Origin of the sequence: Clostridium acetireducens DSM 10703 (genome assembly GCF_001758365.1) — a bacterium.
Classification (GTDB): Bacteria; Bacillota; Clostridia; order Clostridiales; family Clostridiaceae; genus Clostridium_C; species Clostridium_C acetireducens.
Genome location: NZ_LZFO01000002.1, coordinates 1 through 21,233, shown reverse-complemented (window position 1 = coordinate 21,233; position 21,233 = coordinate 1). Strand labels below are relative to the sequence as shown.

17 protein-coding genes are annotated in these 21,233 nt (G+C 26.0%); 5 read left to right on the top strand and 12 right to left on the bottom strand.

The genetic code is table 11. The annotated features are described in order from the left end of the window. Positions 1 to 11: 11 nt before the first annotated feature. From CLOACE_RS00750 to mraZ, 5 genes are all read right to left on the bottom strand, one after another. On the bottom strand, positions 12 to 1,466 hold the full coding sequence (locus tag CLOACE_RS00750) for a UDP-N-acetylmuramoyl-L-alanyl-D-glutamate--2,6-diaminopimelate ligase (RefSeq protein WP_070109130.1): 1,455 nt from the start codon (positions 1,464 to 1,466) through the stop codon (positions 12 to 14). 155 nt (positions 1,467 to 1,621) lie between these two features. Beyond that, a complete protein-coding gene (locus tag CLOACE_RS00745; RefSeq protein WP_070109129.1) occupies positions 1,622 to 3,802 on the bottom strand; it encodes a stage V sporulation protein D in 2,181 nt (726 codons plus the stop codon). 1 nt (position 3,803) lies between these two features. Continuing rightward, complete coding sequence (locus CLOACE_RS00740) at positions 3,804 to 4,286, bottom strand: cell division protein FtsL (RefSeq protein WP_084027502.1); 483 nt, start codon at positions 4,284 to 4,286, stop codon at positions 3,804 to 3,806. A gap of 42 nt (positions 4,287 to 4,328) precedes the next feature. Then, complete coding sequence (rsmH, locus tag CLOACE_RS00735; protein ID WP_070109128.1) at positions 4,329 to 5,258, bottom strand: 16S rRNA (cytosine(1402)-N(4))-methyltransferase RsmH; 930 nt, start codon at positions 5,256 to 5,258, stop codon at positions 4,329 to 4,331. A gap of 18 nt (positions 5,259 to 5,276) precedes the next feature. Further along, positions 5,277 to 5,705 carry a division/cell wall cluster transcriptional repressor MraZ gene (mraZ, locus tag CLOACE_RS00730; protein ID WP_070109127.1) on the bottom strand — a complete coding sequence of 143 codons (429 nt, stop codon included), beginning with the start codon at positions 5,703 to 5,705 and terminating at the stop codon, positions 5,277 to 5,279. A gap of 388 nt (positions 5,706 to 6,093) precedes the next feature. Between mraZ and CLOACE_RS11690 the strand changes: the two genes are divergently transcribed. Then, the gene (locus CLOACE_RS11690) at positions 6,094 to 6,237 is read left to right on the top strand and encodes a hypothetical protein (protein WP_175429416.1); all 144 of its coding nucleotides are present in this window, start codon (positions 6,094 to 6,096) and stop codon (positions 6,235 to 6,237) included. Between the two features lie 354 nt (positions 6,238 to 6,591). On the opposite strand, the gene CLOACE_RS00725 is transcribed toward CLOACE_RS11690, so the two are convergent. Further along, positions 6,592 to 7,380, bottom strand: a complete 789-nt coding sequence (locus CLOACE_RS00725; RefSeq protein ID WP_070109126.1) for a DUF1835 domain-containing protein — start codon at positions 7,378 to 7,380, stop codon at positions 6,592 to 6,594. Positions 7,381 to 7,704: 324 nt separating this feature from the next. Between CLOACE_RS00725 and CLOACE_RS00720 the strand changes: the two genes are divergently transcribed. Then, positions 7,705 to 8,205 (top strand): PH domain-containing protein, encoded by a 501-nt coding sequence (locus CLOACE_RS00720; RefSeq protein ID WP_070109125.1) that lies wholly within the window; start codon positions 7,705 to 7,707, stop codon positions 8,203 to 8,205. Beyond that, positions 8,189 to 9,643, top strand: coding sequence for a PH domain-containing protein (locus CLOACE_RS00715; protein ID WP_070109124.1), 1,455 nt, complete (start codon positions 8,189 to 8,191; stop codon positions 9,641 to 9,643). Before CLOACE_RS00720 ends, CLOACE_RS00715 begins: the two co-directional genes overlap by 17 nt. A 547-nt stretch (positions 9,644 to 10,190) precedes the next feature. Here the strand turns inward: CLOACE_RS00715 and CLOACE_RS00710 are convergent. From CLOACE_RS00710 to CLOACE_RS00695, 4 genes are all read right to left on the bottom strand, one after another. Continuing rightward, positions 10,191 to 11,048, bottom strand: a complete 858-nt coding sequence (locus CLOACE_RS00710) for an AraC family transcriptional regulator (RefSeq protein ID WP_070109123.1) — start codon at positions 11,046 to 11,048, stop codon at positions 10,191 to 10,193. A 593-nt stretch (positions 11,049 to 11,641) separates the two neighbouring features. Continuing rightward, positions 11,642 to 12,925, bottom strand: coding sequence for a S8/S53 family peptidase (locus tag CLOACE_RS11885; protein ID WP_242866356.1), 1,284 nt, complete (start codon positions 12,923 to 12,925; stop codon positions 11,642 to 11,644). Between the two features lie 110 nt (positions 12,926 to 13,035). After that, positions 13,036 to 14,523, bottom strand: a complete 1,488-nt coding sequence (locus tag CLOACE_RS00700) for a M56 family metallopeptidase (protein WP_070109122.1) — start codon at positions 14,521 to 14,523, stop codon at positions 13,036 to 13,038. Position 14,524: 1 nt separating this feature from the next. After that, positions 14,525 to 14,896, bottom strand: a complete 372-nt coding sequence (locus tag CLOACE_RS00695) for a BlaI/MecI/CopY family transcriptional regulator (protein WP_070109121.1) — start codon at positions 14,894 to 14,896, stop codon at positions 14,525 to 14,527. A 193-nt stretch (positions 14,897 to 15,089) separates the two neighbouring features. On the opposite strand from CLOACE_RS00695, the gene ychF reads away from it, so the two are divergent. Then, positions 15,090 to 16,187, top strand: coding sequence for a redox-regulated ATPase YchF (ychF, locus tag CLOACE_RS00690; protein WP_070109120.1), 1,098 nt, complete (start codon positions 15,090 to 15,092; stop codon positions 16,185 to 16,187). Positions 16,188 to 16,521: 334 nt separating this feature from the next. On the opposite strand, the gene CLOACE_RS00685 is transcribed toward ychF, so the two are convergent. Beyond that, positions 16,522 to 18,831: an AAA family ATPase gene (locus CLOACE_RS00685; RefSeq protein ID WP_070109119.1), complete on the bottom strand. Its 2,310-nt coding sequence runs from the start codon at positions 18,829 to 18,831 to the stop codon at positions 16,522 to 16,524. Between the two features lie 335 nt (positions 18,832 to 19,166). Then, positions 19,167 to 19,829 carry a deoxyribose-phosphate aldolase gene (gene deoC / locus CLOACE_RS00680; RefSeq protein ID WP_101495356.1) on the bottom strand — a complete coding sequence of 221 codons (663 nt, stop codon included), beginning with the start codon at positions 19,827 to 19,829 and terminating at the stop codon, positions 19,167 to 19,169. A gap of 734 nt (positions 19,830 to 20,563) precedes the next feature. On the opposite strand from deoC, the gene CLOACE_RS00675 reads away from it, so the two are divergent. Beyond that, a complete protein-coding gene (locus CLOACE_RS00675) occupies positions 20,564 to 20,980 on the top strand; it encodes a hypothetical protein (protein ID WP_070109118.1) in 417 nt (138 codons plus the stop codon). Positions 20,981 to 21,233 lie beyond the last annotated feature (253 nt).

Sequence of the window (21,233 nt, the reverse complement as noted above, 5' to 3'; positions counted from 1 at the left end):
ACCCCACCATATTATTGTAATTTTAATTCATCTATTAATTCTTTAATTACTTCTCTTTCATCAAAATGTATAGTTTTATCTTTTAATATTTGGTAATCTTCATGACCTTTACCAGCAACAACTATAACATCATCTTTTTGAGCTATTTCCATAGCTTTTTTAATTGCTTCTCTTCTATTTTCTACAACTATGTAATTTTCCTTATCTATTCCTTTAATTACATCTTCTATAATTAACATAGGATCTTCTGTTCTAGGATTATCAGAAGTTATAACTGCAATATCACTTAATTCTGAGCCTATTTTTCCCATTATAGGTCTTTTAGTTCTATCTCTATCTCCTCCACAGCCATATACACTTATAAGCCTTCCTTTTGTAAATTCTCTAGCTGTACTTAGTATATTTTCAAGCCCATCTGGAGTATGAGCATAATCTACTATAACTTCAAAACCTAAATTATATTTTTTAGTAACTATTTCACATCTTCCAGGTACAAATAGCAAATTTTCTAATCCCTTTTTCACAATTTCTAAAGAAATTCCTTCATTTAAGCAAGCAGCAGCACTGCCTAAAGCATTTAATACATTGTATTTACCTGGTATATGTATTCCTATATTAGATTTTTCTCCTTTATAGTTAATATCAAATTCTATTCCTCTTGAATGCATTTTTATATTATCTGCTTTTACATCAGATTTTTTTTCTATAGAATAAGTAATTTTATTGTTATTTACATCTTTAAATACTCTTTCTCCATATTTATCATCTATATTTATAATAGAATTTTTGCTATTTTTAAATAAAATAAGTTTTGCATTATAATAATTTTCAAAAGTTTTATGAAAATCTAAATGATCTTGAGTTAAATTTGTAAATATTGCCTCACAAAATTCCACACCATAAACCCTATCTAAATAAAGTGAATGAGAAGATACTTCCATAACACAATAATCTACTTTTTCATCTACCATATCTTTAAATAATTTTTGTAATTCAAAAGATTCTGGTGTAGTTCTTTCTGCATGTATTTTTTTATCTCCTATGTAGTTTGCTATAGTTCCTACAATTCCTACTTTGTATCCTGCTGCTTCCAATATAGATTTTATCATAAAAGTAGAAGTAGTCTTACCATTAGTACCAGTTATGCCTATTACTTTTAATTTTTTTGAAGGATTTTGAAAATAATTTGCACCTATTACAGCTAAAGCTTTTCTTGAATTACTAACTTTTATAATAGTTATATCTCCTTTTATATCTATATCTTTTTCACATATTATTACTTTAGCTCCTTTCTCCACTGCATTTTCAGCATATTTATGACCATCTGTAGCATAGCCTTCAATGCATATAAATAAATCCCCTTTACTTACTTTTCTAGAATCATATTCTACTTTTTCAATATTAATATTTGTGGTGCCTTTTAACTCTTTATAATCAACTCCTTGTAATAATTCCTTTAAATTCAATTTAAACACTCTCCTTTTAATTATAACTATATTTATAATAACACAAACATTGGCATGCAACATGCAGAAAAAAATCTGCAATTTTGCATGCCTTAGTTTTTTATAACATATTAATTTTTTATGTTTATAACTTTGAAAAATATTACATTCATAATCTAGTCTCCAATTTCACTAAGTTTGGCTGATACAACTGTTCCTTTTTTTACTTCTTTACCTGGTTCAATACTTTGTTCAGAAACCATACCCTTTCCGCTATATTCAAATTTTAATCCTAAACTATTTAAAAGTTTTGATGCTCCTTCTGGAGATAATCCTTTTATATCCGGAACCACTACTATCTTATTATAATTTGATGATGTACCTGTGTAAAGTATTATTTTTGTTCCTTCCTTAACATTATATCCTGGTTTTGGATTCATATCCACTACATATTCCCCTTCACCATCTAATTCAAAATCTAATTTTAAATCCTTTAATATTTTTTCAGATTCTGCTTTTTTAAGACCTCTAATTTCTGGTATAGTTATATCCTTTAACATGCTCTTTGCCACTTCTTCTGCTGTAGCATCTGGTTTAAGAGAAAGATAGTTAAATATATCATTAAATAATTGCTTGGCTACAGGAGCTGCTACTTGGCTGGCATAATAATTTCCTGGATCTGGTTCATCTACAGACACAAATACTGTTATTTTAGGGTCATTTGCTGGAGCCATACCTGCAAAAGAAGATACATACTTTCCAGCTTGATATCCTCCCTTTCCTGCTTTTTGTGCTGTGCCTGTTTTTCCTGCTATATGATACCCTTCAATAAAAGCGTTTTTTCCTCCTCCTTCAGATACAACTCTTTCAAGATATCCTCTAAGTGTAGCCATTTTATTTGAATCTAAAATTTTATTTTCATAAGCTTTATAACTGCTTGTAGTTACTTCTTTATTTTGTGATTCATCGAAATAAGCTACATTCTTCATTACATGAGGTCTTATAAGCCTTCCTCCATTGGCTACTGCATTAAATGCTGCCATAAATTGTATAGAAGAAACTGTATTAGCTTGACCAAAAGATATGGTTGCTACGTCAATATCTGTTATATTTTCAGTTTTCTTTATTATACCTTTAGCTTCTCCAGGTAAATCTATACCAGTTTTTTTACCAAATCCAAACTTTTGTATATATTTATTTAAATTTTCTTTTCCTATTTTCTTTCCTAACTCTGCAAATCCTACGTTACAAGAATTTTTTAATATATCTGGGAAATGTTGCAATCCATGTCCTGTTCTTTTCCAACAGTGAATTGTTCTATTGCCTATAGTTATACTTCCTCCACAATTAAAAGTATCTTTTTCGCTTACTACATTTTCTTCCATAGCTGTTGCTGCTGTTACTACTTTAAAAATAGAACCTGGTTCAAATGTATCGTTAACTGCTCTATTTCTCCACATTTTTTGAAGTTCTTCTGAAGACTTGCCTTCCTGCCAAGGATCATTTGGATTATAATCAGGCTTATTTACAAGAGCTAATATTTCTCCTGTATTAGGATTCATAACCATTATGGTTACAGCTTTTGCACCATTATCATTCATAGCTTGATTAGCAGATTTCTCACAAAAATGCTGTATCATTTCATCTATAGTAAGCACTAAGTCATTACCATCTTCAGGTTTTACATACGAAGATATAGTATAGGGTAAATCTTTACTCTTTCTATCGGTTTCAGCAATCCTAATGCCAGGTTTTCCTGATAAAATTTTATTATAATAAAATTCTACTCCTGTTAAACCATCTCCATCAGAATTTGTATGCCCTAATACATGAGATAAAAAGTTATTATTAGGATAATACCTTTTAGTATCTGCAGATACTATTACACCTCTTAATTTTAAATCTCTTACTTTATCTGCTTCCTTTTTTTCTACTCTTCTTTTCAAAGTGGCAGCCCCATAAGGAAGTCCATTGGGAAATTTTTTATTTATTATCTTAATTACATCATTTTTATCCATATTTACTGCTAAAGCAATTTTATCTGCTACTTCTTCTCCAGTTAACTTTTTTTCTTTCATTGTATCCCTTAAAGTATTTAAATCTAAATCTATTCTATAAACATTGGCACTTACAGCTAATTCATTCCCATTTCTATCTAATATTCTTCCTCTTTTAGCTGATATTTTTACTTCACTGGTCCACTGAGCTACTGCTTTGTTTTTAAGTTCAGAGGACTTACCTATCATAATATAACTCATTCTTAAAAAAAGTAATGTAAACATAATTAAAAGTATACAAAATAACAATAGCATTCTTTTTTTCACAATTACCTTATCTCTAAATTCATATTTAGACAACTTATTTTACCCCCGCACTAATAGCTTTCTTTATAACTTCTAAAAAATTTTTTTTATTTGAATTTTCTTTATTTAGATTTTTTTTAAAATTATTTTTATCTAAATCACAGTATATAGCATTTTCTCTTTTAGGTGAAACCATTTTTAATTTTTCAACAGCATTTTCTTCTACAAATTGTATATTATTATATTTTACTAATTCTACTCTTAAATTTTCATTTTCCTTATTTAAACACTCTATTTCATTTTTTGTATTATTTAATCCCTTTTGCATACCATAAATTATACAATATCTACTTACTAAAACAATGCCTACAGTAAATATCAATAAAATGTTTTTTATAGTTTTAATTTTATTTTTTATATATACTTTCTCTTTTTTTCTTTTTCTATTGTTATTATTATTTTTATTTTTACCTTGAGTATATCTTTCAGGCTTTAACACAGTACTGCCATTAACCCAATTCTTTTCCATCAATATCAATTTATTCACCCCTCATTAAATTTAGAACCTAAAATTTAGAACCTAAATTTTTTCCCCAATTCTAAGTTTTGCACTTTTACTTCTTGAATTAACCTGTTTTTCATATTCACTAGGTTCCACAGGCTTCTTATTTATTATTTTTAAAATAGGTTTTTTACCACATACGCAAATTGGAAAATCTGGAGGGCATGTACAAGGGTTCTCTAATTCTCTAAATTTATTTTTTACTATTCTATCTTCTAAAGAATGAAAAGTTATAATAGATATTCTTCCTTCTGAATTCAAGTGATTTACACTATCTTCTATAGCTTTGTTTAATATTTTTAATTCTCTATTAACTTCTATTCTTATAGCTTGAAAAGTTTTTTTAGCTGGATGACCTTTCTTTTGAAATTTAACAGGTATAGCTTCTTTTATTATGTCTACTAATTGAATCGTAGTATCAATAGAAGTTTTTTTTCTTCTTTCAACTATCTTTCTAGATATTCTTTTAGCAAACTTTTCCTCACCATATTTTTTTATTACATTAGTTAGTTCTTCTTCACTATAGTTATTTATCACATTGAAAGCAGAAATATCATTATCTCTATCCATTCTCATATCTAACGGTGCATCTTTCATATAGCTAAAGCCTCTCTCTGCTGTATCCAACTGATAAGAAGACACTCCCAAATCCATAATTACTCCATCTACTTTTTCTATATTTAAATTATTTAATATAGTATCTATATTATAAAAATTATTGTGTACATATATTACATTAGAATACTCTTTAAATCTTTCTCTACAGACTTCTAAAGCAGTAGAATCTTGATCTATACCTATTAAAGTTCCTTTTTCAGAAAGTCTTTTTAATATTTCTCTAGAATGTCCTCCGCCACCTAAAGTACAATCTACATATACTCCCTCAGGTTTTATATTCAATCCATCAATTGTTTCATTTAATAGCACTGATATATGCTTAAAATCCATTATTACATCTCCATTCTTTTAAATTCCCAATTCACTCATTTTTTCTGCTATTTCATTAAAATCTATATCTGAATCATTATATTCTTCCCACTTTTCTTTACTCCATACTTCTATTCTAGTAGAAACTCCTATACTTACTATTTCCTTTTTTATATGGGCATATTCTATTAAATTTTGTGGTATAGATGTTCTTCCTTGTTTATCTAAATTCATTTCATTAGCACCTGAAAAAAAGAACCTTACAAAAGCTCTAGCATTCCTGCTAGTTAAAGGTAATTTCTTTAACTTTTCTTCAAGTAACTTCCACTCATTTAAAGGGTATGCATATAGGCATCCATCTAAACCTTTAGTTAATATAAAGTTTTCTCCTAATTCTTCTCTAAATTTAGCTGGTATAATCATTCTCTTTTTAGAATCCACAGCATGAGAATACTCCCCTATAAACATATTTGCACCCCTATATCACAACTATTAACCACTTAACACCACTTTCAACCACTTAAGCTATTTATTCTATAAAAAACTTTAAAATCCTTCTTTCATATAAACAAAATTAAATAGTTTTTTAAAACTAATTAAAAGATTTTATAACAACTTTCGACTTTGTAATATTAAAATATTGCATCTTTAAAATACTATACATTATTTAAAGCGACTTTTTCTATATAAATATATGATAGTTTAATGTTATTTTTAGAAATAATTTTCACAGGTTTTTGATATTTTATTACTATATATGATAAAAAATATTTAATAATTTTATTGATTTAATAGCATAATAAAAATAAATAATCATAAAATTTAAATTATATAGTATAAAAGAAAGGTGAAATTTATGAATAAATTTAAAAAAGGTAAAATAGTTAAACGTCATTATTTTAACTGCTTAAATAAAAGAGAAAAAATTTTTATTGCAGGAATGATTACTTGTAGCTTTATAAGAGGTATATGGATTGGAATGTACTTAGGCGAAAAATAAAAAACTTCATTACATTAAACGTATTTGGTACAAAAATCCTAACACAGAATTATTGCCATGTTAGAGGTAGGATATTAGAGGAGTAAAATTAATAAAAAATATAGGCACATATAGAGATTTTAGCCTTAAGAAATTTGCAGCTTAAAAGCTAAAGCCTAGAAAAAAATTTTTGCTAAACTTTTAAAACTCACATTCCTTCAAACAGTTAAAAGTTCTTCACGCAAAAGTTTTTTTATAGGCTAAGCTTTTTATAGCAACAAATTTAATACAGTCTAATCTCTCTATATGTGCCTATATTTTTTATTAATTTTACTCCTCTAATATCTCAATTTAAATTGTAATAGTTTATAATTATTATGCTTTTTTTATTTCCATTTCTCTTATAACACCTAACTTCCCTCTATAAGTAACTTTTCTATTTTTTACTAGTTCCATTACTCTCCAAAAAATAAAAGTATCAGAAACATAACTTTCCATTCTTCCTATTACTTCCCCAACTATTCTTACACTATGCATAAAATTCTCATGTATATAACAAAGTATCCTATTATCAAAGTAATCTATCTGTACACTTTTAACTTGCCTGCCCTCATAAACACGTAAACTTGAATTTTCTATCTTCAGTTTCTCCCAAAAATTTATTAAACTTGAGTACCTGCTGAAGTCCAGTGATTTCCTTATTTCAATTAATTCACTTAACCGCTCAGGTGAAATTTCTCCTACCACCATTGGTGTAAATTCATTCCTTTTTCCAGCATTATAAGTAATCTCTGAAACATTTATGGTATACACATTCTGAATTTTCTGTTGGAGCATTGATAAAATATACAACATACCACAAGTTTCTTTTGCACTGTTGCTGTACCATAAATAAATATCCTCATCTGTAATGCTTATTATTTCCTCTTGAAGTCGCCTATAAGAGCTCCTAATTTCTTCAGAAATTTCATTGTCTTCTATATATATTTTTTTGCACCAATCAATTCTTACTCCCAGTTCATTAAGTTGATCTATTGGACCATTAGATAAGTCATCAATAAATCCTACAACTTTTTTACCTTTAAGTAAACCATTCTCAATTGCATGCTTCATACTTCCCACTGCACTATCAGAACAACATATATGAATTATTTCTTTTGTCATTAATTAGTCCCTCCTAGTTTAATGTATACTTATTGTTTTATAAGTTAAGGTACTATATATTTTCTGACATTAATATTTCTATTTTATAAAATTATAGACTTTATATAAAATAAAAAATAGCCTGTCTACTTTCTTTTATTTAGTGCTAACTTTTTGAAAACTTAATTTGCTGTTTTAAATTGCTTAATATATAATTTATTCCATAGGATACCATGTTTTTTAGGTTAGTTATGCCTTTGGACAAGTTCCTATAGGATTTGAATACTTTAATATAAACATAATAACAAATAATTGATGTCTTATAAATAAGGAAAGGAAGATATTATGGAATATAATAAACTTAATGAAAAAGCAAAAACCTCATGGATGTTAGCCAGAGCTGTAACAACGATTATAGTAGCGGTAATATTAGGAGTATGTAAATGGTTTTTTACTTATAAACTAAAAATTGATTTCTTTATAAAATTAGGCGGATACATAAATGTAATATTTATTATAATAGTTGGATTATTGCTATTAAACACATTTATATACCCAGCTATAGAGTATGCTCAATGGAAATATAGAATAACTAAAGATAAAATAGAATTTTCAGAAGGAATTTATTCTATAACTACAACTATAATTCCCATAGTTAGAGTTCAACATATAAAAATACATCAAGGACCTATAAATAAAATTTTTAATTTAGCAAATTTAAGCATATACACTGCCGGTGGAAATCATGATATACCTAATATAGATATGAAAAAAGCAGAAGAAATAAGTGAATTTTTAAAAGACAAAATAAGGGAAAAGGTGGAGGATTATGATAAATCAAATTAATAGAAACCACTGGATATACATAATACAAAACTTAATTAGCATGATTAAAAGTAATTTATTTCTATTTATAATAGTATTAACCACTAAGAAAGGTATTTATTATATTGCAGCTATAATAATTTTAATGATTGGTATATCAATATTAAACTGGAGAAAAACTATATTCTACATTAACGATGATTTATTAGTATCTGAAAAAGGCATTATTTCAAAATCAAAGGAAGAGATCCCCTTTAACAAAATAAATACAATAGATGTTGGACAAACTTTATTAGGTAGAATATTTAATATATTTACTATGAAAATAGATACTGGAAGTGCTGTAGCCCAAAAATCCGAATTGAAAATAATATCAAATTATAAAGTAGTAGAAGAACTTAGAAAAATAATATTAACATCTAAAAAAATTAAAACAAATCAAAGTAATGAATATATAGAAAAAGATATAGTTGTTCCTATAGTTGAAAAAGTTATAACTAATAGAGAAATATTAAAATATACATTAACTAAAAATAAACTTGGTTGGGCAATAGGTGGTTTCTTTTTATTAAATAATGTATTAGATGACCTAGCAAAATTTTTTAACACATCCTTTTCTAAATTTATAAGTAAAAATATGAATGTAGATTTTATCAAAACTAAAACAATTGCTACCAGCATTGTAATTTTAATAGGATTTATGCTATTCCTATATATTTTAATAACAATATTATCAATAATATTTGAAACAATACGTTTGTACAATTTTACAGTAAAATCTGATAAAGAAAAAATAAGCATATCCTATGGGCTTTTAAATAAAAAAGAGTATTCATTTAATATAGACAAGATATATGGGTTAAGGTACAAGCAGAGTATACTACAACAAATTTTAAATATTTATACAGTAGAAATCATAACAATAGGATATGGTGATGAAGAAAATGAAAATGCATTGCTATATCCCATAGCAGAAGATAATTTTAAAAATGAATTCATAAAAAAGCTGTTACCTAATTTAACTTTTGAAGGTGAATTAAATAAACCTCCTAAAAGTAGTTTAAGAAGGTTTATACTAAAAAAACTTATAATATGGCTTATTATATTAATACCTGCCTATGTATTTATAAAATTTATACCAAGCAATATCAAATTATCAATTATTATACTAATATTATGTTCTTCTTTAATTTTAGGATATTTAAACTATAAGAATACTTCCTTAGGAGTTTCAAAAGATTCTTTAATAGCAAGTACGGGAGCTTTTTTAAAAACAACAACAATAATAAGACAAGATACTCTTCAATCAATAACTAAAAAACAAGGAATATTTCAAAAGATGGGTAAAGTTTGTGATTACAAGATAGATTTATATTCTAATACACTTGGAGATATTATTCATGTAAAACATATGGATGAAAATGTATATGAAAAATTACAACAAAACTTAACCTTGTAAAAAAGTTCTTTGATTTCTACATTTAAAATATTTTCCCCTCTTTAAGTACATAATTTAGAATTATTGCGATGTTAGAGGTAGGATATTATTAGCTGAAAATGAATTGGAAATTCTGAGGCTATATAGCTAGAGTTCACCTTAAGAAATTTGTAGCTTAAAAGCTAAAGCATAGAAAAAAACTTTTGCTAAACTTTTAAAACTCACCTTCGTTCAAACAGTTAAAAGTTCTTCACGCAAAAGTTTTTTTCTATGCTAAGCTTTTATAGCAACAAATTTAATACAGGTGAACTCTAGCTATATAGCCTCAGAATTTCCAATCCATTTTCAGCTAATAATATCTCAATTTAAATTACAATAATCTATTTAAGGGTGTATAAAAAATTTTCGTAAGAAAATTCATGCGATAGCATTTGGGGTTATTGATTTTTTAAAATTTAATAGTAGCAATTTATATTTAAGAAAATACGACATAACTAAAGCTAAAATTATGTTATTTGAACTTTATAAATTGGGATTTGATGAACTCCGAATTAAGCTCTTTACGTAGTTATTTTTTATTAACAGGAATCCAAATTTCGCTGTAGTAATTTTCATCTTGATTACCTTGCGGATAATCAGCTATATTAGTGTACATTTCAATATTATAACCTGCTGCAATTTCATACTCCTTGCAATTAGGCAACCATTCTGAGAAAATTTTTCTATTCACATCTTGTAAAGATTTAGGCATTGCACCCTTGCAAGTAAAAACAGCCCACGTGTGTTTAGGAATAACCTTTGTAATAAAACCATTAGGTATTTCTATAGACGGATTATAATTGTCTGCAATCAAATATTCAAACTCATCTGAACCCATACTCTCATCTATGCATACTCCGTACATTCCGCATACAAATTTCCCTTTTCCTGTTTGATAATGCTCTCTCCAAAACTGTGGAATTTCTGTAGTTGCACTATCATATTTAAACATCTTTGATATGCCCATGACAGTAAACGAATCTTTTTCAACAATTTTGTAATCCATAATATAACCACCTTCCAATGAAAATTTAATTTTCAGCGGAGCAAATAATTTAATCATTGCTCCATCTTTTCGAACAGCAGTAGGTGTGACACCATGAAATCGAGTAAAAGCTTTTGTAAAACTATCCGGTGAGACGTAACCATATTTCAGTGCAATATCAATGATTTTTTTATCAGTAGAAACAAGCTCACTACCGGCAATGGTAAGCCTGCGTTGTCTAATATACTCTCCCATCGTAAAACCGCAAAGCATTGCAAAGCCTTTTTGGAAATAAAACGGAGACATAAATACTTTTTTTGCAATATTTTCTATTGAGATTTCTTCAGTGATATTCTCCTCAATATAGTTGATAGCCTCACCGATTCCTTCAATCCATCCCATAATCATCACCCCTCTGTCTGTACATATATCTTATCTCTTTTCAAGCAGTTGTTCCCGACTTTTTGTGTTATGTTCTGTCTTGTCTGAAAGATTATTCAATAACCTACACATTAAATTATAGTTTATGTATGCACTAATTATAATTTAAATAATAACAGTTTACAACTAAATGACTATCGTCGTAAATAATTTTAAAATATAAAGTACTGTTATTAATCTTAGAAAATCAATAACCCCAAATGCTATCGCATGAATTTTCTTATGAAAATTTTTTATAAGTCGTTAAAATAAATTATTACAATTTAAGTTGAGATATTAGAGGAATAAAATTAATAAAAAATATAGGCACATATAGAGAGATTAGACTGTATTAAATTTGTTGCTATAAAAGCTTAGTCTAGAAAAAAACTTTTGCGTGAAGAACTTTTAACTGTTTGAACGAATGTGAGTTTTAAAAGTTTAGCAAAAATTTTTTTCTAGGCTTTAGCTTTTAAGCTACAAATTTCTTAAGGCTGAAATCTCTATATGTGCCTATATTTTTTATTAATTTTGCTCCTCTAATATCCTACCTTTAACGTCGCAATAATGCTATATTATAACTTATTAGTATGTACTTTTTCTATGAGTCTTTCTGGGTTTACTATTTTACCTAAGTTATATTTTTTATTATTCTTTTCTACTTGAACTACATCACCTGTATCTACTGCGGCTTTTAAAAATTCATCTGGAGTTATGTCAGGATTTACTTGGCAACATAAAGTATATAAAGCTGCTATATAAGGAACAGACCAACTTAATCCACCTTGTCTATAAAACGCATAATCTGATATTCCTGTAGGAGATGCAGTACATCTGCTATCCATAGGTACCATAATATTTTTTTCTAAATTAAATTTTTCGTTATGTTTAAAAAATGTATCACTCCAGAACATACCTGGCTCATAGTTTTTAAAATCATCTGGATTTTTCATACTATCTCTTCCAAGACCCCAAAAGCCAACTTTATAATATCTATCAAAGCTTGTAGAGACTACTAATATCCCTTCATTTTTAGCTCTTTTTACTGCTGCATCTACTTCCTTAAATCCCTTTTGTTTTTCATTCCATCCTATAGACATAGAAATAGCCCTTATCTTTTTGTCTTTAGGTAAAGTTTTGTTTATTTCTACAATTCTATCTATAGATTTTGCCAAATAAGTAAAATCAAAAGGAAATCCTGTTACAAAGCTACTTAAAGTAACTTTACCATGAGTTTCTGCAATATAGTATAAATCTGCTTCTGGTGCAACGCCTACAGTTTTTCCTACTGCAATAGAACTAACAGCTGCCCCATGCATAGAGGCACTACCACTTTCTTGATTATGAATTTCTTCATAAAATTTTAATCTATCTTTATATTCTTTATGATTAGTTAATAGAGTTTGATCAATAATAGCCATGCTAACTCCTTTACCTGTAATACCTTTTTCATGAAGTTTTCTTAAATTTAAACCTGGATTTTTTCCATATTCCATAATAGCATTTTTATCAAATTTCTTTGGAAGAGAAGAAGGCCACTTTGTTTTACTATCAAAATCTGCATACATTAAATCCTTAAAATTATTTTTAATATCAAGTTCAGATAAATCAAAACTTCTTAAATCCACTTGCCAATCTTTTTCTGAGTTTCCATCATACTTTGGAAGTTCTTTAAGTTTTCCTCTTTTATAATCTACAGCTTTAGGTGCTTTAGCTATTCCGCTATTGCCATTTACTTTACAATCTTCATATTTACCTATTGGAAAAGTAAATGCAAATACTACAAATAAAACTAAAATAATAATAAGTGAAAAGCACACTTTCTTTTTAATACTAAATTTTTTAATACAGTTCCACATAATAATCCTCCTTAAAATTTAATCTTGTGTTAAAGATTACATTTGTAATCCTTAAGGGATAAAATTTCTTATTAGAGCTACCAAAGGTGATATCTCTAATAAGAAAAATATTACTTAACTTTTTTTAATACATAATATTCTGGTGTTCTATTCCTTAATATATAATCTCCACTTTTCCATTGTAAAAACATATATTCATCATTATTTATATTTTTTATATAATATTTACTAACTGTTTTATCACAAAAATCTATAATTAAATCTTTTGACCAGTTCCAAATTTTTATATTTGTTTTTCCATTTTGGAAGAACTCTAAATTCTTAAGATATAAGTCGTCTTTACAATTTCTTTTATTTGGATTAAATTCTTTTACATTTTTTACAAAATCTACAGATATCCATTTGCCTATAACCTTATCATCTTTAGTAAATGAAATATTTGTATTTTCTATTTTTCTAATTCGTCCTTTTTCATCTATTATGTAATTAGAGGATATATCTTTATCAATGGCTGCAGAAACTGTTTTATTACATTCTGTTAACATAATTCCACCAATTAAAAGTACACTAATTAAAGATAAAATTGTAATACATAAGCTTTTCTTTTTAAAATTACGTATAAATAATACTCTTTTGGTAATCTCTTTTTTATTTCCTACCATATTTAAAGGCATATATATTTTTGAATTATTTTTTGAATAAGCAAGAAGATTTATTATAGTATGTCCATAACTTAACTTTTCTTCTGTATTTATATATGAAAGTACCATTTCATCACAACTTAATTCTAATGTTTTCTTTAACTTGTCCACAGTATACCAAATTAAAGGGTTAAACCAATATAATATACAAATAATTTTAGCTAAATATAAAATATAAATATCTTTTCTTTTATAATGACATAATTCATGTAAAAATATATTTTTTATATCTTCTTTTTTAATCTCTGTTAATAATCCTTTTGGAATTAATATTACAGGATTTTTAAATCCAAATATAGCAGGACTATTTATAAAATCTAATTCTATTAGCTTAAATTTTGATTTAATTTTAAGAAACTCTTTACATTCTAATAAAATGGTTACTACTTCGGGATTATCTATTTGTTTAATACACTTTATTTTTTTACAAAACTTTATATATTTTATTGTATTGCATACTATTAATGTACTTAATCCTATATACCATAATATAAACAAGTACTTTATGTAAGAATGAGAGTTACTTATAATATGTAAAAAACTTATATATTTAGGTTGTTTAAAGTTTTCATTCTTTATTTCTTTATAATAATTTAAACTACTATCATAACTTTTAAAATTATATTCATTTTTCATCATATATACTATATTATTTTTATGATTTGATTTATTTAATATTTCTAATTTATTATATAAACTTAAAGAACTTTTAGGCATTATAGGCAAAATTAATCTTACTAATATAAAAATATAAAGTATATATTGAAAATTTACAGAGATTTTTTTATTGAAAAGTTTATTTATAATACTTATAAGTATTATAGGTATTATAGAAAAAATTGATAATTCTATAATTAATTTAAAAACTAAAAATGTATAAAATATTATCTTATCCATATTATTTTCTCTTTTCTAAAACTTTTTTTAAGTCCTCTATATCTTCATCTGTAAGATTATGATCTTCTATAAAATTCAATACCATATCTTTAGCCACGCCATTAAATACTTTGTGTAAAAAAGATCTGCTTTCTTCTTTTATACAATCTTCTTTTTTTAATAAAGGATAATAATTGTAGCATCTTCCTTCTACTTTAAATGCTAATACTTCTTTTTTCACTAATCTACTTATTAAAGTTTTTATAGTTTTAGGTTTCCAATCCATTTTTTCTTCCAAATTTTCTATAACATAATTAGCGCTACAAGGATTATTATCCCATATTACTTTCATAACTTCCCACTCTGACTCAGATATTTTGGGTAATTTAGCCATAATAACACTCCTTAGATTACAAATGTAATTTATAGATAAATATTATACTTTTAATTTATATTTGTCAATATCAAATACTAATTTATTATAAATATGAAATTTACAATCATAACTTAAATGTTGAAATAATAATCTCTGTAGAGTATAATTTAGGAAGAATTATACTTAAGATAGGAAAGGACTGTGTACATATATGAAACTAGGAATCGTAGGTTTACCAAACGTAGGTAAAAGTACTTTATTTAACGCTATTACAAAGGCAGGTGCTGAAGCAGCAAACTATCCTTTTTGTACAATAGAACCAAATGTAGGAGTTGTTACTGTTCCAGATAAAAGATTAGATGTACTTGAAGAAATGTATAACCCAAAAAAGAAAATTTACACTACTATTGAATTTTATGATATAGCTGGATTAGTTAAAGGTGCCAGCAAAGGTGAAGGATTAGGAAATAAATTTTTATCTCATATAAGAGAAGTAGCTGCTATAGTTCATGTAGTTAGATGCTTTGATGATGAAAATATAGTCCATGTAGATGGTTCTATTGATCCTATAAGAGATATTGAAACTATAAACTTAGAACTTATTTTCTCTGATATAGAAGTAATGGACAGAAGAATTGAAAAAATAGCAAAGAGTGTTAAAAGCGGAGATAAAAAAGCTAAAACAGAATATGAATTTATGTTAAAAGTAAAACAACACTTAGAAGATGGAAAACCAGTAAGAACTTTAGAAGTTACTGATGATGAGAAAAACTATGTAAAAGAATATTTCCTTCTTACTTCTAAACCAGTACTTTATGTAACAAATTTATCCGAAGATGATTTATTATCTGGAAATTTGGAAAATGAATATGTTAAAAAAGTTAAAGAATACGCTGAAAAAGAAAATTCAGAAGTTGTTCCAATTTGTGGTAAAGTTGAAGAAGAATTAGCTTCTCTAGAAGATGAAGATAGAGAAGAAATGCTTAAAGAATATGGCTTAGATGAAGCAGGATTAGATAAATTAATAACTTCAAGCTATAAACTATTAGGACTTATAAGCTTCTTAACTGCTGGAAGTGACGAAGTTAGAGCTTGGACTATAAAAAATGGAACTAAAGCTCCAAAAGCCGCTGGAAAAATTCATACTGATATTGAAAAAGGATTTATAAGAGCAGAAGTTATTTCTTACGACAAACTTATAGAATGTGGCTCTGAAGCTGCTGCTAAAGAAAAAGGTCATTTTAGATTAGAAGGAAAAGAATACGAAATGAAAGACGGAGACATAGTAAACTTTAGATTTAATGTTTAAAAAATATAGCTCCAAAAAAAGATATAGAAGATAAACAGATAAAAAATAATTAAAAATAATCTATATAAAAATAATAATACAGTGTCATAAAGAGAGTTTGTAAATAATTTGAATGAATTTTAGACACTCTTAGAAGAAAAAATAAAAAAACTCCGTAATTCATCACAGGACGTGATGAGCCAATTTCCGCCCCAAGGACGGGGCATAAATTGGGTAGGAGTTTTTTTATTTTTTATTCTTAGAGTGTCTTAATGAAATGACTTATTTACAAACTCTCTTTATGACACTGTATTATTATTTTTATATAGATTATTTTTAATTATTTTTTATCTGTTTATCTTCTATATCTTTTTTTAGAGCTATATTTTTTTACTTCTTTTTCTATGCTGTCTAGTACAAAATCTACTTTGTTTCTTTCTTCTATATCTAGTAAAATTTCTACAGCATCTTTCATGTTTTCCATGTAGTATATATTAAATTTACCTTCTTGTATAGACTTTTCTACTTCCTCGTTCAAAACTAGGTTTTTTGTATTGGATTTAGGAATTAACACACCTTTGTTCTCTATGGTATCTATTGTTTTGCAAACTTTAAAGAACCCTTCTATTTTGTCATTAACTCCTCCTATAGGTTGTACTTTGCCAAATTGATTTACAGAACCAGTTACTGCTATATTTTGTTTTATAGGTATTTTACTTAAAGCAGAAATAATTGCTATAGCTTCTGCTACAGAGGCACTATCTCCATCCACTTTTCCGTAAATTTGTTCAAAATTCAAATGAAAATCTACTGGAAGAACTTCGTAATTATTTACTAAAGTATTTATATATCCTCTTAATGTGTTTATGGCTTTATTGTGGATGTTTCCACTTAAATTGCTTTCCTTTTGTATATCAATAATATTTCCTGTACCATTATAACAACTGCAAGTTATTTTAATAGGTCTTCCAAATCTATAGTAGCCCATGTCTATTACAGAAAGTCCATTTATTTGCCCTATAGATTTATCTTTAACATCTATTAACAGTGTATTTTCTTTATATTTTTCTAAAACTTCTTTTTCCAAAATTTCTTCTTTGCAAACTATATTTATTATATCTGTTTTCTCTATATAATCTTGATTTTTTTCTTCAATATTACTGTTAGCTAATATTAAAATTTTATTTAATTCGTAATTATCCATATATAATTTATTTTTATATTCTGCTTTTCTAGATAAATATTTAGCTAATTCTTTTATAGCATCATCTGTTAATGGTTTTAAATTATTTTTTTTGCAATTCATATATATATTATCTACAAAAAATTCTTTATTTGATTTATTTATGTCAATTATAGGATTGTATTCTGATTTTATTTTGAATATTTTTTTAAAATCTTCATCGTAACTGTATAATAAATCATATACACTATAATCTCCTACTAATATTACAGTTTCATTTATATCTATAGGTTTAGGGTTTAATCCGCTTAATGATAAAAGTTCTAAATAACCTCTATTATAATCTAACCTAACTTTGCCACTTAAAAGTGATTTTTTTAAGTAATAATAGGCATTAGCATTAGAAAATAAACTATTAACTCTTAATATTAAACACCCTCCATTGGCTTTTAATAAAGCACCTGATTTTATTAAATTTAAATCTGTAACATATATACCATTTCTATTTTCATATTCTATGCTGCCTAATAGATTATTTACACTAGGATCTTCTTCAAATATTATTGGAGGTTTTGAATTTTTACTATTATCTACTATTACATTTACATCATATTTGTATATAGATTTACTTATTAATTCTTCATCATCATCGTAGTTTATACTATAAATATTTGCTAAAGATTCTCCTATTTTATTGCATACAAAATTTAAATATTCAATAACATTTTTATCTTCTTTAAAATCTTCCTTATAATTTTCTTTTAAACTGTAAATTTTTTTTGATAAATATTCTTTCATTATTTTTTTTATTTTATTTAAATCTTTATTTTCATTTTCTTCTAACATAATTAATATATTTTGTGCTTTTTTCTTTAATATATTTAATTTATTTAAAATTTCTTCTTTTTCATATTCTCCTAAAATTTCATATTCTTTTTCTGTTATTGGCTTTCCATCTTTTGTTGGTAAAAATTTAAATCCACTTTTATATACTTTAATTTGAAATCCACTTTCCTCTGCTTCCTCAATTAAACTACCTACTATTTCATTTCTTTTTTTCTGCATATTTTCTAAAATTTCTTCTTTCTCTTTTATAGAAGAATTTAAATAAAAATTAATCACAATTTTGCTATACTCTTCTTGTATATTATGAAGAGTTTTCTTTAATAAATTACCTTTTCCATTTTTCAAAAATAAAGCTTCTGGACTTTTTTCATCTTCATAAATTACATAACATATATCTTTAGGTTTTTCTTTATTTTTTACATTTTCTTTTATAAAGTCAGTTATGTTATTTAATTTATCCATAGAAAAATCATCTATTAAATAAACATTATATCCAAATTTATTAATTTGCAAAGCAGTTTTTATATTTTCATACACCTGTTCATATTCTGGCATATAATTTTTATTATTATCTAATTTTATACCTGTTAAATCAAATTTATATACTACTTCCTCTGATTTTAATTTATTTCTCATACTTATCCCCCTTTCAGAAAAAGATTCTACAAAACTCATTTATTATATTAATATTCTTACAATGATAAATAGATACAAAATTTTGAAATAATTAAATAAATATAATAATACTTAAGTGCCTGAGATGTAGCAATGCATTTTGTAAATAATTTGAATAAATTTTAGACACTCTTAGAAAAAAATAAAAAACTCCTACCCAATTTCCGCCCAAGGATGGGGCATAAATTGGGTAGGAGTTTTTTTATTTTTTATTCTTAGAGTGTATTAATGAAATGATTTATTTACAAAATGTATTGCTACATCTCAGGCACTTAAGTATTATTATATTTATTTAATTATTGTTTTGCCCCATTGCATATGTCTATAGAAGCTGATGCTCCTATTCTAGATGCTCCAGCTTTTATCATGGCTAATGCTTCTTCGTAAGTATGTATTCCCCCTGCTGCTTTTACACCCATTTCTTCGCCTACGGTTTTTCTCATAATCTTTACATCTTCCACTGTAGCACCATATTTAGAAAAACCTGTAGATGTTTTTACAAAATCTGCACCAGCTTCTTTTGCTAATAAACAGGCTTTTATTTTTTCATTTTCTTCTAAAAGACAATTCTCTATAATGACTTTTACTAAAGCTTTTCCTTTTACAGCATGTACTACAGATTTTATATCTTTTTTTACATAATCATAATCACCTTTTTTAAGACTTCCTATATTTATTACCATATCTATCTCTTTTGCTCCATCTTTAACTGCTTCAATAGCTTCAAAAGACTTTACTTCACTTTTATTTGCTCCTAATGGAAACCCTATTACAGTGCAAACTTTCACATTAGTATCTTTTAAATATTCATAAGCTAATTTTACATTACATGGATTTATGCATACTGACGCAAATTCAAATTTTAATGCTTCTTTGCATAAATTCTCTATATCTTCCTTGGAAGCTTCTGGTTTTAACAATGTATGATCTATGACTTTACATATACTTTGTATTTTCACAAATACACCTCCATTATTTTATAATTATACTAAACCTGTAAAATATATGTTATACTTTAATTTTAAAATTTTCAAGTAATTATGCATTTATATGAATTAACTTATACTGTTGAATAAAAAATCGTTGATGTAATTTGCAAATAGAAAATAATTAAAAATAATCTGTATAAAAATAATAATACAGTAGTATAAAGAAAGTTTGTAAATAATTAGAATGAATTTTAGACAATCTTAGAAGAAAAAATAAAAAAACTCCGTAATTCATCACAGGACGTGATGAGCCAATTTCCGCCCCAAGGACGGGGCATAAATTGGGTAGGAGTTTTTTTGTTTTTTATTCTTAGAGTGTCTTAATGAAATGACTTATTTACAAACTTTCTTTATACTACTGTATTATTATTTTTATACAGATTATTTTTAATTATTTTCTATTTGCAAATTACATCAACGATTTTTTATTCAACAGTATAAGTTAATTCATATAAATTTTATTTTTGCAATATTTACTACCATAATATTACATAATTATAATTACATTTATTATATTTCTTTTGTTAAAACTATAATTAATCAGATAATTGTTAATATATATTAGTATATTTCAAAAAAATAAATACTATGCTATAATATACATAAAATTCTATAGATTAATTTTAAATTTTTTGATTAATTCATTGAATGTTTATTATACATTTATATATAACAATAAAACAATAAGCAAAGGAGTTATACGTATGAGTTTTAAAGAAAAATTAGCTAATTATTACACTCAATCTTATTTAAAAAAATATGGAGATAGAATTACTCAAGTACAGGGAAATGTAGTTTCCATAAAATTAGAGGAAAAAAGTATTTTATGGATATTTAATAAAATAACTGCTACTATATTATTAAGACCTGAAAGAAGTAGAACTATTGTTAAATGCATATACAAAAAAAGCCGTTGGTTTAAAAAGCCTAAATTCATTGCTATAAATCAAGGAAATTTATTAGTGATTCAAGGCTTAAAAGGTAAAAAAGGAAAAGACAATAGAGAACAAATAGACATTGTAAATATTCGAAATCTAACTACTAAAAAAGACTTAGTACCTCTAGAAGGAAAGGCTGCTGAAATTAAAAAGGTGCAGCAAAGAAAAATAAAATACAAATAAAAAATCATTTATATAATTTGCAAATAGAAAATAATTAAAAATAATCTGTATAAAAATAATAAGACAGTAGCATAAAGAAAGTTTGTAAATAAGTCATTTCATTAAGACACTCTAAGAATAAAAAATAAAAAAACTCCTACCCAATTTATGCCCCGTCCTTGGGGCGGAAATTGGCTCATCACGTCCTGTGATGAATTACGGAGTTTTTTTATTTTTTCTTCTAAGATTGTCTAAAATTCATTCTAATTATTTA